Raw genomic sequence first — 12528 nt, forward strand, 5'->3', positions numbered from 1 at the left:
AAACCGGGCCTCGCGTGCGAATGCTGGTGCGCGATACTGGGATTGAACCAGTGACCTCTTCCGTGTCAGGGAAGCGCTCTCCCGCTGAGCTAATCGCGCAGGTCCTGTCAAGCAAAGTCCGTCGGGACCTTCGCTTCGTTACGAGGTGGAGACGGGAATCGAACCCGTGTGCACGGCTTTGCAGGCCGTTGCCTCACCACTCGGCCACTCCACCATGGGCCCTAGTCCCTCGAGCGGATGACGGGATTCGAACCCGCGACCCTCACCTTGGCAAGGTGATGCGCTACCACTGCGCCACATCCGCATGCTCCGCGGAGGAAGTTGCTGTCTCCGTGGTGCGGTGAAAACATTAGACCAACAGCTGACAAACTCACAAATCAGGTGGTCAGGATCTGTTTTCAGGGCGGTTGGCTGATGGTTCGGGTCGGAATTCGGGACCTACGGCGGGTGGTCGATCGTCGGCCGAAGTGGCCCGAGGGCGATTCGAAGTCTCATCCGGCCGCGTGTTAATGTTTTGCCTCGTTCGAGCGCGCAACTGCGAACGGACGAAGACGGTCCCGTGGCTCAGTGGAAGAGCGTCCGCTTCACACGCGGAAGGTCGCTGGTTCGATCCCAGCCGGGACCACAACACGAAAAAGCCCCGCGCATGCTGCGTGGGGCTTTTTCGTTCGCTCGGTAACCTGATGCGGTGACCGCAGACGATGCTCGAACCGAGAAGACGGAGCATGAGGACCAGAGCGTCTTCGAGCGAATTTCGGAACGACGGCGGCGCATCCGCGCGCGAATCGCAGCCAACAGGAGCGTCGACCTCGCCTATCGCATCACGATCGCCGTCGTCGGAATCCTCGTCCTCGCCGTGGGCATCCTTGCCATCCCCTATCCCGGACCGGGTTGGCTCATCGTGTTCGCCGGCCTCGGCATCCTGGCCTCGGAGTTCACGTGGGCCAACCGACTTCTGAAATTCGTCCGCAAACACTACGACCGCTTCATGGAGTGGTTCGGCAGGCAGTCCATCGTCGTCAAGGGCCTCGGTATTCTTCTCACCACGCTCGTCGTCCTCGCGACTCTGTGGTTGTTGGGCGCCCTCGCCCTCGTCGCCGGCTGGGTCGGTCTCGATTGGAGTTGGCTGGCCAGTCCGCTCTAGCCGCTCGGCGCACTGTGAGGGGGAGTCCCGGCCCTGCAGCCGATAGGCTGTCATCGGTCTTACCGACCACGAAGCACAACCGAGGAGTACATCGCTGTGACCATGCCCGTAACCGCCGTCTCGCCCGCCCGCATCATGGTGCCGGCAGGAACGACCGCCGGAACGGCGCTTCGCGACACAGGACTCCCGAACAAGGGCCCGGATGCCATCGTGGTGGTTCGAGACGCCGACGGGAAGCTACGCGATCTGTCGTGGGCCCCCGAGGTCGACGCCGAAGTGGCTCCGGTGCCGGCCAACACCGAGGACGGGCGCAGCGTCATCAGGCACTCGGCCGCGCACGTCCTCGCACAGGCAGTGCAGGATCTCTTTCCGGGGGCGAAGCTCGGCATAGGGCCGTTCATCAAAGACGGCTTCTACTACGACTTCGACGTCGCCGAGCCGTTCACGCCCGAAGATCTGGTTGCGCTCGAGAAGAAGATGAAGCAGATCGTCAAGGCCGGGCAGCGTTTTTCGCGCCGGGTGTACGAGTCCGTCGAACAGGCACGAGAAGAGCTGGCCGACGAGCCGTACAAGCTCGAACTCGTGGACGACAAGTCCGACATCGACGATCCGGAGATCATGGAGGTCGGCGGCGGCGAACTGACCGCCTACGACAACCTCAATCCCCGTACCGGCGAGCGCATCTGGGGCGACCTGTGCCGCGGACCGCACATTCCGACGACCAAATACGTACCCGCGTTCAAGCTGACCCGTAGCTCGGCTGCCTACTGGCGTGGCAACCAGGAGAACGCGGGGCTTCAGCGCATCTACGGCACTGCCTGGGAGTCGCCCGAAGCGCTCGACGCGCACATGGAACTGCTCGCCGAGGCCGAACGCCGCGACCACCGCCGGCTGGGTTCGGAACTCGACCTGTTCAGCTTCCCCGACGAGCTGGGATCCGGCTTGCCCGTCTTCCACCCCAAGGGCGGCATCATCCGCAACGAGTTGGAGAACTACTCGCGGCAGCGGCACATCGAAGAGGGCTACGACTTCGTCAACACCCCGCACATCACGAAAGGGCACCTGTACGAGGTGTCCGGCCACCTCGACTGGTACCGCGACGGCATGTTCCCCGCAATGCACCTCGATGCCGAACTGGACGACTCCGGTGCCGTCCGCAAGCCCGGCCAGGATTACTACCTGAAGCCGATGAACTGCCCGATGCACAACTTGATCTTCCGGTCGCGTGGGCGCTCGTACCGCGAACTTCCGTTGCGGCTGTTCGAATTCGGAACCGTCTACCGCTACGAGAAGTCCGGTGTCATTCACGGCCTCACGCGCGTCCGCGGCATGACCCAGGACGACGCGCACATCTTCTGCACGCGTGATCAGATGCGAAACGAACTGACCAGCACGCTCGAATTCGTGCTGGGCCTGCTGAAGGACTACGGGCTCGACGATTTCTACCTGGAGCTGTCCACTCGTAACCCGGAAAAGTCGGTCGGCAGCGACGAGGTGTGGGAAGAAGCCACCAACACGCTCGCCGAGGTAGCCGCTGCGTCGGGTCTCGACCTCGTACCCGATCCCGGCGGCGCGGCGTTCTACGGACCCAAGATCTCGGTGCAGGCCAAAGATGCTCTCGGCCGCACGTGGCAGATGTCCACCATTCAGCTGGACTTCAACCTGCCCGAACGCTTCGAGCTCGAATACACTGCCAGCGGTGGCTCGAAGGAACGGCCGGTGATGATCCACCGCGCCCTGTTCGGTTCGATCGAGCGCTTCTTCGGAGTGCTCACCGAGCACTATGCGGGTGCGTTCCCGGCGTGGCTCTCCCCGGTTCAGGTGGTCGGCATTCCTGTGGCCGAGGTACACCAGGATCACCTGTTCTCGGTCGTCGCAGCATTGAGAAAGCGCGGCATCCGCGCCGAAGTGGACGCCAGCGACGACCGGATGCAGAAGAAGATCTTCAATCAGACGGCGCAGAAGGTCCCGTTCATGTTGCTCGCAGGCGAGCGCGATGTCGAAGCAGGCGCGGTCAGCTTCCGCTTCCGGGACGGCACCCAGGTCAACGGCGTCGCAGTCGATCGCGCGGTCGACGCGATCTCCGAGTGGATCTCCTCCCGTAACAACGCATCACCCACTGCCACGCTCTTCACGAACCAGGAGTGAGCTGAACATGCCCGAACAGGACGCGGCGATCGTCGACACCGGAGTCGGCGACCCCGATCGGCTCCAACGGCTGTGGACACCACATCGGATGTCGTACATCGCCGAGGCCCCGGGTACGAAGAACCAGTCCAGCGAACCGTTCTCGGACATCCCGAAGATGGCCGACGAGGACGGACTCGTCGTAGCACGAGGTGAGCAGGTCTATGCGGTTCTGAACCTCTACCCGTACAACCCGGGGCACATGATGGTCGTTCCGTACCGTCGTGTCGCCGCGCTCGAAGATCTGACCGGGGCCGAGAGCGCCGAATTGATGTCGTTCACGCAGCGGGCAATTCGCACCATCAAGGCGGTGTCCAATCCGCACGGGTTCAATGTGGGCCTCAACCTCGGGTCCGCGGCGGGTGGGTCGCTCGCCGAGCATCTTCATCAACACATCGTCCCGCGATGGGGCGGCGACGCGAACTTCATCACGGTCGTCGGTGGCGCAAAGGTGATGCCGCAGCTTCTCCGCGATACTCGGGCTCTGCTGGCATCGGCCTGGGTCGCATGATCGACCGCGACGGGATATCGAAGTGCTGAGCATCTTCGGGCGCGCACCCGTGTCCAAAGTGACCGCGCCGCTGGGGCGAGCGCTCAACAACACGGGCCTTACCCCGGATTCGGTGACCCTCATCGGCACCGTGGTCACAGTGGGTGCAGCGGTCACCATGTTCCCTGCGGGGTACCTCTTCTGGGGCGCGATCGTCATCACGCTCTTCGTTCTGTTCGACATGCTCGACGGTGCGATGGCGCGAGCCAGAGGCGGCGGCAGCAAATACGGTGCCGTACTCGACGCAACGTGTGACCGAGTCGCAGACGGTGCCATCTTCGCCGGTCTCGCCTGGTGGGCCATCTATACCGAGCAGGACAAGATGCTGCTCGTCGCGACGCTCATCTGTCTGGTCACCTCGCAGGTCATCTCGTACGCGAAAGCACGCGCCGAGGCGAGTGGACTGTCGGCCGACGGTGGATGGATCGAACGCCCGGACAGGTTGGTCGTCGTGTTGGTCGGTGCGGGCCTGACCGGTATCGGACGGCACTACGACGTGCCGTGGCTCGACAGCGTGATCTTCCCGGCGATGTGGATTCTGGCGGTGCTGTCCGTGGTGACGGTGTTCCAACGCGTTCTGGCGGTCCGCCGCTCGGAGGGTGCGCGCGATATCATCACCGGTGCGCCCACAGTCGAGCCGCCGGAGTCGCCGTGACTTTGTCGGAACGGGCCGGTGACGTCGGGTATGCGGCCGGGTGGCGGCTCGTCCGCGGACTTCCAGAGGGAGCGGCGCGCAGACTGTTCGACTTCGGAGCCGACTTCGCTGCGAAACGCGGCGGCGGACCGGAACAACTTCGAGCCAATCTTGCCCGCGTACTGGGCGTTTCGACAGCAGAGGTTCCGCACGACCTCGTCCGCGCCAGTGTCCGCTCCTACGCGAGATACTGGCGCGAAGCGTTCCGCCTGCCGTCGATGAATCTGGATCGGCAAGCGGCAGAAATCGACAATTGTGTGCACGGCCGCGAGCATCTCGACGCCGCTCTGGCCGAAGGGGTCGGCGCAGTGCTCGCTCTGCCGCACAGCGGCAACTGGGACATGGCGGGCATGTGGCTCGTTCGCTACTACGGACGGTTCTCGACGGTTGCGGAGAGATTGAAACCCGAGTCGCTGTATCAGCGTTTCGTCGACTACCGCGAGAGCCTCGGATTCGAAATCTTCCCGCTCAGCGGGGGTGAGGTTCCGCCGCTCGCCGCGTTGTCGGAACGTCTGCGGGACAACAAAGTCGTGTGCCTGCTCAGTGAACGCGACCTCGCGCGCCACGGAGTGCCCGTCACGTTCTTCGGTGAGCCGACCCGCATGGCGGCGGGCCCGGCGAAACTCGCCGTCGACACCGGCGCCCATCTGCTTCCGGTGCACTGCTTTTTCGACGGCGACGGATGGGGCTTCACGATTTCACCGCGGATCGACGTGAGCGGGGGAGTTGCTTCTGCGACGCAGGCGCTGGCAGACCGGTTCGCATCCAACATCGCGGAGCATCCCGAGGACTGGCACATGCTGCAACCGCTGTGGCTCGCCGACCTGTCCGAGAAGCGACGAGCACGGATCGAGGGAACGTGAAGATCGGGATGGTCTGCCCGTACTCCTTCGACGTACCGGGTGGCGTCCAAGCCCACGTTCAACAGCTCGCCGAGGTCTTCATCGAACGCGGACATCGCGTCAGTGTGCTTGCGCCCGCGTCGGAGGACACCGCGTTGCCGGACTTCGTCGTCTCGGCGGGCGAAGCCCTGGCCATTCCGTACAACGGGTCGGTGGCCCGGCTGCGATTCGGGCCGATCACCTACGCGCGAATCAGGCGCTGGATAGCAGAGAACGACTTCGACGTTCTGCACATTCACGAGCCCAACGCCCCCTCGTTGTCGATGTTGGCGCTCAAGGCCGCGGACGGGCCGATCGTGGCGACGTTCCACACCTCCACCACGAAATCGTTGGTACTGAGCACTTTTCAGGGTGTCCTCCGGCCGTACCACGAAAAGATCAGCGGCCGCATCGCAGTGTCCGAGCTGGCACGCAGATGGCAGGTCGAGGCATTGGGCAGTGACGCCGTCGAGATTCCGAACGGAGTCGACGTGCAGGCTTTCGCGCGCGCGCCGATGCTGCCCGGGTACCCCCGCACCGGCGGCACAGTACTGTTCCTCGGACGCTTCGACGAACCGCGCAAAGGTATGGCCGTTCTGCTCGCGGCGCTTCCCGATCTCGTCGAGTCGCACCCCGACGTACAGGTGCTCGTCGTGGGACGCGGTGACGAGGACAAGCTACGCCGAGATGCCGGCGAGCTGTCGAAGCACCTCGAATTCCTCGGCCAGGTCGACGACGACGCCAAAGCCTCGGCGATGCGCAGCGTCGACGTCTACTGCGCGCCCAACCTGGGCGGCGAGTCCTTCGGCATCGTGCTCGTCGAGGCGATGGCGTCGGGAACCGCGGTAGTGGCCAGCGAGTTGGACGCGTTCCGGCGAGTGTTGCGTGACGGGGCCGCGGGTCTTCTGGTGCCCGTCGACGATTCTGCCGCCCTTGCGCTGGCCCTCGATCGGGTCTTGTCCGACGTCGACCTTCGGGCGGGGTTGGTGGAGTCCGCGACGCGTGCGGTCGCCGACTACGACTGGCCGGTTGTCGCCGAGCAGATCATGCGGGTGTACGAGGCCGTCACCGTCGGTGGCCAGAAGGTACGAGCGGCGAGCTGATGACTCTTTCCGCTCTGACAGTTCTCGTCGTCGGTCTCGTTTCTGTTCTCGTGCTGCTCGTCGGGTTGTGGGCGTACGCGACGGCCAACCGGTTGGACCGACTGCATGTGCGCTCCGACCTTGCGTGGCAATCGCTCGACTCCGCGCTGGCTCGCCGTGCCGTGGTTGCGCGCGCGGTGTCGGCCGCGATCAGAGCAAGGCCCGACGTGAGCCCGGGCTCCGAGGCGATGGACCAGAGCCGTCGCCTCGCCGCACTGGCGGACGCCGCCGAGCGCGCAGATCGAACGACCCGCGAAGATGCCGAGAATGCAGTGTCGATGGCGCTGGGTTCCCTCGATGCGGCCGACCTGCCTCCTCAACTCGTTGCCGAGCTCGCCGACGCGGAAGCGCGGGTGCTCATCGCCCGGCGGTTCCACAACGATGCGGTACGAGACACGCTGGCACTGCGCGGGTCCGGTCCGGTCCGTCTACTCCACCTCGGCGGGCGGGCGCCGTTGCCGACGTACTTCGAAATCGCCGAACGCAGCGCGTCGGCGACGTTCGGTCCTGCCGAGCGGGCAGTTCAGCGCACGTCGTCGCGGGTCGTTCTCGTCGACGAGCGGGGCCGGGTGCTGCTGTTGCGCGGACACGACCCCACCGTTCCCGAGGTGTACTTCTGGTTCACTATCGGCGGTGCAGTCGAATCGGGCGAGACACTGCGCGACGCCGCCGTTCGCGAGGTGCGCGAGGAAACCGGACTCGACGTCGAAGCCGGTGACCTGAAGGGGCCGTTGTGGCGCCGGGTTGCGACGTTCCCGTTCAACGGAACACTGATCAGAAGCGAAGAGTTGTTCTTTGCGCACCGCGTTCAAGAGTTCGTCCCCGAGCACGGTTGGTTCACCGACTTCGAGCGCCGGACGGTCACCGGGCACAAGTGGTGCACCGAGGCCGAGATTCGTTTGCTCACGGCAACCGGCGAAACGGTCTACCCACAGGACTTGGCCGAATTGATGGACGAGGTCAACATCGTTCTCGCGCGCCGCACCGAGCCCGAGGTGCGCGCTATTCGCTGAAAGGTCCAGCGTTTCGCGATTGGCTATGGAATCGGCGTCCACTCCGGCCTACGCTCGGCGTCGCGCCGCGGATGTTGCACGCGGACGCAGCACTGTTCCCTCACTTCAGGAGACCGCCTTGAGTACCCCCATCGTGCCCACATCCAGCGCCACCGGCAACGGCTCCGGTACCGGAACCGCTCGCGTCAAGCGCGGCATGGCCGAGATGCTCAAGGGCGGCGTCATCATGGACGTCGTCACGGCGGACCAGGCGAAGATCGCCGAAGACGCGGGCGCCGTCGCGGTCATGGCCCTCGAACGCGTACCCGCGGACATTCGCGCACAGGGCGGCGTGTCGCGAATGAGCGATCCGGACATGATCGACAGCATCAAGGAAGCCGTCAGCATCCCTGTCATGGCGAAGGCGCGCATCGGCCACTTCGTCGAAGCGCAGATCTTGCAGAGCCTGGGCGTCGACTACATCGACGAGTCCGAGGTTCTGACCCCCGCCGACTACGCCAACCACATCGACAAGTGGAACTTCACGGTCCCGTTCGTGTGTGGCGCCACCAACCTCGGCGAAGCGCTCCGGCGGATCACCGAAGGCGCGGCGATGATCCGGTCCAAGGGCGAAGCTGGAACGGGCGACGTCTCCAACGCCACCACGCACATGCGCAAGATTCGCGACGAGATCCGTCGACTCACCTCCCTCCCGGAGGACGAGCTGTACGTAGCGGCCAAGGACTTGCAGGCGCCCTACGACCTCGTCGTCGAGATAGCCCGCGCAGGCAAGCTCCCGGTCACCCTGTTCACCGCGGGTGGAATCGCAACGCCCGCCGATGCGGCGATGATGATGCAACTCGGCGCAGAAGGCGTCTTCGTGGGCTCCGGAATCTTCAAATCCGGCAACCCCAAGGAACGCGCCGAAGCAATCGTCAAGGCCACCACCTTCCACGACGACCCCGACGTGCTCGCCAAGATCTCCCGCGGCCTCGGTGAAGCGATGGTCGGAATCAACGTGGACGATCTCCCCGTGGGCCACCGTCTCGCCGAGCGCGGTTGGTGACCGAAACGCCTCATGTCCGCCGGGGCAGTATCGCCGGCTTGTCGGGGTGGTCCCAGCGCACGGTGACATCGGGTTCGACGGCGATGTCGGCGTAATACCTGGTGAGCGGCTCGATAGTCCACTGCTGCTCGGTCTCTGTACGCCTGCGCAATGCACCGAGACCGAGCTTCAGGTGAACGATCACCGACGCGTCGTCGATCCTGCCCAGGATTGTCGGGCCCGCGACGACGAGAACTTGGTCCGGGGCTGCGTCGACGAGGCGTGCACGAGCCGACCGGTCGGACGCCTCGTCCCACAGACGCGGCAGATAGGTTCCGCGGCCACCTGGACGAAGCGGGGCGACGACCTCGCGAATTACCGCGTCGAAGTCGAACCATGCAGTGCGGTAAGTCAATTCGTCGGTTCGCGAGTATTCGAAGCGAAGTGATGCCGGTCGCACGAAATCGTGCAGATCTATTACCTCACACGCCCGTCCGGTGCCTCGAACTCGGTTGCGGACACGTCCGGCGAACTCGATCGGGGCAGCGGCATCCGGTCCGTCGACCACCACGATCGTGCGTTCACCGGCGGGAATGCGGTCGACTATCCGATCGACCAGTAGTTCGGGAAATATCGGCAGCGCAGCCTCGGAGTCACGGTTGGGCACCAGTCCATCCTGCCTGCACCGGTGATTGTTAGCCTTCATCAGCAGTGACGAGAAAGGTGACCCATGGCCAGTATCGAGGATATTCTCGAACTAGAGCGCATCGAGAACGACATCTTTCGCGGTCGGACATTCCCCAGCCTGCTGCAGCGCACGTTCGGTGGGCAGGTGGCAGGCCAAGCGTTGGTATCGGCGGTGAACACGGTGGCGGAGGACTTCCGGGTCCACTCCCTGCACGGATATTTCATTCGGCCCGGCAATCCGACCGAGCCGACGGTGTACATGGTCGAGCGCATTCGCGACGGCCGATCGTTCTGTACTCGTCGGGTGACCGGTATCCAGGACGGCAAGGCCATCTTCACCATGTCGGCGTCCTTCCACGTCGAGGACGAGGGGATTTCGCACCAGGACACGATGCCTCGGGTGGTGAATCCGGAGAGCTTGCCGGACCCCCGCGATCTGCCCGACTTCGACAACTCCTTCTACGAGGAGTGGAAGGAGTGGGATATCCGCAAGATCCCGGACGAGCAGACCGAGAAGCATGCGAGCCTCGCCGCGCAACAGCGGGTCTGGTTCCGCTACCGGGATCCGTTGCCGGACAGTCAGGTGTTTCACGTCTGCACCCTCGCCTACATGTCGGACATGACGCTCATCGGATCGGCGAAGGTGCCGCATCCGAGCGTGGTGACGCAGACTGCGTCGCTCGACCACGCGCTGTGGTTCCTACGCCCGTTCCGCGCCGACGAGTGGTTGCTCTACGACCAGACGTCACCGTCGGCGGACTTCGGGCGAGCCCTCGCGCAGGGGCGCATCTTCGACCGGCAGGGTCGAATGGTCGCCGCCGTCGTGCAGGAGGGGCTGATGCGCATCGAACGTGACCCGCGCAAGACCGTCACCGATCCGTTCGCGCCCAAGTGAGCGGTGCGCACCCGTCGTCCGCCGCAGGCCCGACGATCGGGGTGCTCGCTCTGCAAGGTGACGTACGCGAACACATCGACGCTGTGAACGCCGGCGGCGGCCGTGCTGTCACCGTCCGTCGTCCCGAGGAGCTCGAGTCCGTCGACGGCCTCGTTATCCCGGGCGGCGAGTCCACGGCGATGAGCCGGCTGCTGTCCGTGTTCGACCTACTCGAGCCGCTCCGGGCGCGGCTGAAGGACGGGATGCCCGCCTACGGTTCGTGCGCGGGAATGATCCTGTTGGCGAGCGAGGTGTTGGACACTCGATCGGACGCGCACCACCTCGACGGGTTGGACATCACCGTCCGCCGCAACGCATTCGGTCGTCAGGTGGACTCCTTCGAGACGGACCTCGAATTCAGCGGTATCGGCGGCGATGCCGTTCGAGCGGTTTTCATCCGGGCGCCGTGGGTCGAACGTGTCGGCCCTGGCGTCGAAGTGCTCGCAACGGTGCCGGAGGGCCCGGCAGCCGGACGGATCGTGGCCGTGCAGCAGGGCCGGGTGATGGCCACCAGCTTCCATCCCGAGGTCACCGGTGACCGACGAGTGCATCGCCGGTTCGTCGATCTCGTGCGCGCCGACTGAACGCCTGGCGCTCGACCATCGACGTTCGCCGCGGGCTGGCCGGAGTCGACGCATCTGCACGCGCGTAAACTATGAACACTTGTCGTCGGTACGAAAGGGGCTCCATCGCATGAGCGGCCACTCCAAATGGGCCACCACCAAGCACAAGAAGGCGGTGATCGACGCCAGAAGAGGCAAGTCTTTCGCCAAGCTCATCAAGAATATCGAGGTGGCAGCTCGCACCGGTGGTGGCGATATCTCGGGAAACCCGACCCTGTTCGACGCTATTCAGAAAGCGAAGCGGACGTCGGTTCCCAACGACAACATCGAACGCGCCCGCAAACGCGGAGCAGGTGAAGAAGCCGGCGGGGCCGATTGGCAGACCATCATGTACGAGGGCTACGGGCCCAATGGCGTCGCGGTACTCATCGAATGCCTCACCGACAACCGCAACCGCGCCGCGGGCGAAGTGCGCGTGGCGATGACCCGCAACGGTGGCAACATGGCCGACCCCGGTTCGGTGTCCTACCTGTTCTCCCGTAAGGGCCTGGTGACGTTGGAGAAGAACGGCCAGTCCGAGGACGACATCCTGATGGCAGTGCTCGACGCAGGAGCCGAGGAGGTCACCGACAACGGTGACACCTTCGAGATCGTCAGCGAGCCGACCGACCTGGTTGCAGTGCGAACTGCCTTGCAGGAAGCCGGAATCGAGTACGACTCGGCCGAGGCCAGCTTCCAAGCGTCGGTCAGCGTTCCGGTGGACGCCGACGGCGCACGCAAGGTATTCAAGCTGATCGACGCGCTCGAGGACAGTGACGACGTCCAGAACGTCTACTCCAACGTCGAGGTGTCCGACGAGGTGCTGGCCGAGCTCGACGAAGACTGAGGAGGGGTGTCGCGCACCGTTTACCGTGGCTGACTCCGTTACGCTATCGAACAACAGTTCGTAAGCGGAAGGTGGCGGCGTGATCTCGGTCTTCGGTAGGGCAGCTGCGCAAGTGGTGACACCGTGCGGGTGATGGGAGTCGACCCAGGTCTCACCCGATGTGGTTTGAGCCTGATCGAGGGCGGCGCGGGACGCAGCGTCGTTGCCCTCGACGTCGACGTCGTACGTACGCCCGCCGACATGGATCTCGCGCAGCGACTGCTGCGCATCTCCGAAGCCGCGGAGTACTGGCTCGACACTCACAAGCCGAGCGTTGTCGCCATCGAGCGGGTGTTCGCGCAGCACAACGTCAGGACGGCCATGGGTACAGCCCAGGCCGGGGGAGTCATCGCTCTCGCCGCGGCACGCCGTGGCATCGACGTCTGCTTTCACACCCCCAGTGAGGTGAAGGCCGCTGTCACCGGGAACGGCAGCGCGGACAAGGCTCAGGTCACCGCGATGGTCATGCGCATACTCGGTTTGCAGACCGCACCGACTCCCGCGGACGCCGCCGACGCGCTCGCGCTCGGAATCTGCCATTGCTGGCGGGCACCGATGATCGCTCGGATGGCGCAGGCGGAAGCAATGGCGGCCGAGCAGAAGCGCAGGTACGAGACGCGGTTGGCCGAGGAACGCAAGACACGAGCGGCCGCAGCGAAGAAACTTCAACGAGCGAAGAAAGAGGCGGGAGCTCGATGATCGCGTCCATACGAGGCGAAGTTCTCGAGATCGCGTTGGACCACGCGGTGTTGGAGGCATCCGGCGTCGGCTACCGCATCAACGC

The 12528-nt window shown here is 64.7% G+C and carries 14 protein-coding genes and 4 tRNA genes; 14 read left to right on the forward strand and 4 right to left on the reverse strand.

Annotated features, from left to right (window positions below; translation table 11 throughout):
- Positions 1–24: 24 nt before the first annotated feature.
- The 3 genes from WBQ44_RS22055 to WBQ44_RS22065 form a co-directional block, all read right to left on the reverse strand.
- Positions 25–99: transfer RNA gene (locus WBQ44_RS22055), tRNA-Val, on the reverse strand.
- A 44-nt stretch (positions 100–143) separates the two neighbouring features.
- Positions 144–214 (reverse strand) — tRNA-Cys (locus WBQ44_RS22060).
- Positions 215–232: 18 nt separating this feature from the next.
- Positions 233–304 (reverse strand) — tRNA-Gly (locus WBQ44_RS22065).
- A gap of 249 nt (positions 305–553) precedes the next feature.
- Between WBQ44_RS22065 and WBQ44_RS22070 the strand changes: the two genes are divergently transcribed.
- From WBQ44_RS22070 to pdxS, 9 genes are all read left to right on the forward strand, one after another.
- Positions 554–625 (forward strand) — tRNA-Val (locus tag WBQ44_RS22070).
- Positions 626–688: 63 nt separating this feature from the next.
- Positions 689–1144: a TIGR02611 family protein gene (locus WBQ44_RS22075; RefSeq protein WP_495568797.1), complete on the forward strand. Its 456-nt coding sequence runs from the start codon at positions 689–691 to the stop codon at positions 1142–1144.
- Positions 1145–1246: 102 nt separating this feature from the next.
- Positions 1247–3292, forward strand: coding sequence for a threonine--tRNA ligase (gene thrS, locus WBQ44_RS22080; RefSeq protein WP_495568809.1), 2046 nt, complete (start codon positions 1247–1249; stop codon positions 3290–3292).
- A 7-nt stretch (positions 3293–3299) separates the two neighbouring features.
- Positions 3300–3842 (forward strand): ATP adenylyltransferase, encoded by a 543-nt coding sequence (locus WBQ44_RS22085; RefSeq protein WP_495568798.1) that lies wholly within the window; start codon positions 3300–3302, stop codon positions 3840–3842.
- Between the two features lie 22 nt (positions 3843–3864).
- A complete protein-coding gene (gene pgsA, locus WBQ44_RS22090) occupies positions 3865–4536 on the forward strand; it encodes a phosphatidylinositol phosphate synthase (protein WP_495568799.1) in 672 nt (223 codons plus the stop codon).
- Entirely contained in the window at positions 4533–5438 is a 906-nt protein-coding gene (locus WBQ44_RS22095) for a phosphatidylinositol mannoside acyltransferase (protein ID WP_495568800.1), read from the forward strand. Before pgsA ends, WBQ44_RS22095 begins: the two co-directional genes overlap by 4 nt.
- Positions 5435–6559, forward strand: coding sequence for a glycosyltransferase family 4 protein (locus WBQ44_RS22100; RefSeq protein ID WP_495568801.1), 1125 nt, complete (start codon positions 5435–5437; stop codon positions 6557–6559). Before WBQ44_RS22095 ends, WBQ44_RS22100 begins: the two co-directional genes overlap by 4 nt.
- A complete protein-coding gene (locus WBQ44_RS22105) occupies positions 6559–7611 on the forward strand; it encodes an NUDIX hydrolase (RefSeq protein ID WP_495568802.1) in 1053 nt (350 codons plus the stop codon). The genes WBQ44_RS22100 and WBQ44_RS22105 overlap by 1 nt, the downstream gene beginning before the upstream one ends.
- Before the next feature lie 118 nt (positions 7612–7729).
- The gene (pdxS, locus tag WBQ44_RS22110) at positions 7730–8656 is read left to right on the forward strand and encodes a pyridoxal 5'-phosphate synthase lyase subunit PdxS (protein ID WP_495568803.1); all 927 of its coding nucleotides are present in this window, start codon (positions 7730–7732) and stop codon (positions 8654–8656) included.
- A gap of 10 nt (positions 8657–8666) precedes the next feature.
- On the opposite strand, the gene WBQ44_RS22115 is transcribed toward pdxS, so the two are convergent.
- Positions 8667–9302 (reverse strand): nucleoside/nucleotide kinase family protein, encoded by a 636-nt coding sequence (locus WBQ44_RS22115; RefSeq protein ID WP_495568804.1) that lies wholly within the window; start codon positions 9300–9302, stop codon positions 8667–8669.
- A 63-nt stretch (positions 9303–9365) separates the two neighbouring features.
- On the opposite strand from WBQ44_RS22115, the gene WBQ44_RS22120 reads away from it, so the two are divergent.
- The 5 genes from WBQ44_RS22120 to WBQ44_RS22140 form a co-directional block, all read left to right on the forward strand.
- Positions 9366–10217, forward strand: coding sequence for an acyl-CoA thioesterase (locus WBQ44_RS22120; RefSeq protein ID WP_495568805.1), 852 nt, complete (start codon positions 9366–9368; stop codon positions 10215–10217).
- Positions 10214–10840, forward strand: coding sequence for a pyridoxal 5'-phosphate synthase glutaminase subunit PdxT (gene pdxT / locus WBQ44_RS22125; protein ID WP_495568806.1), 627 nt, complete (start codon positions 10214–10216; stop codon positions 10838–10840). The genes WBQ44_RS22120 and pdxT overlap by 4 nt, the downstream gene beginning before the upstream one ends.
- Before the next feature lie 109 nt (positions 10841–10949).
- Complete coding sequence (locus WBQ44_RS22130; protein ID WP_495568807.1) at positions 10950–11705, forward strand: YebC/PmpR family DNA-binding transcriptional regulator; 756 nt, start codon at positions 10950–10952, stop codon at positions 11703–11705.
- 123 nt (positions 11706–11828) lie between these two features.
- The gene (gene ruvC / locus WBQ44_RS22135) at positions 11829–12443 is read left to right on the forward strand and encodes a crossover junction endodeoxyribonuclease RuvC (RefSeq protein ID WP_495568808.1); all 615 of its coding nucleotides are present in this window, start codon (positions 11829–11831) and stop codon (positions 12441–12443) included.
- Positions 12440–12528, forward strand: an 89-nt coding sequence (locus WBQ44_RS22140) for an OB-fold domain-containing protein (protein ID WP_495568810.1), incomplete at its 3' end; no start/stop codon positions are given. The genes ruvC and WBQ44_RS22140, both read left to right, overlap by 4 nt.

The sequence above is a fragment of the Rhodococcus sp. (in: high G+C Gram-positive bacteria) genome (genome assembly GCF_049591685.1).
Taxonomy (GTDB): domain Bacteria; phylum Actinomycetota; class Actinomycetes; order Mycobacteriales; family Mycobacteriaceae; genus Rhodococcoides.

Coding starts and splice junctions, on each gene's coding strand:
- thrS (WP_495568809.1), top strand. CDS start 1,247: ATGCCCGTAACCGCCGTCTCGCCCGCCCGCATCATGGTGCCGGCAGGA.
- WBQ44_RS22085 (WP_495568798.1), top strand. CDS start 3,300: ATGCCCGAACAGGACGCGGCGATCGTCGACACCGGAGTCGGCGACCCC.
- WBQ44_RS22105 (WP_495568802.1), top strand. CDS start 6,559: ATGACTCTTTCCGCTCTGACAGTTCTCGTCGTCGGTCTCGTTTCTGTT.
- WBQ44_RS22120 (WP_495568805.1), top strand. CDS start 9,366: ATGGCCAGTATCGAGGATATTCTCGAACTAGAGCGCATCGAGAACGAC.
- WBQ44_RS22130 (WP_495568807.1), top strand. CDS start 10,950: ATGAGCGGCCACTCCAAATGGGCCACCACCAAGCACAAGAAGGCGGTG.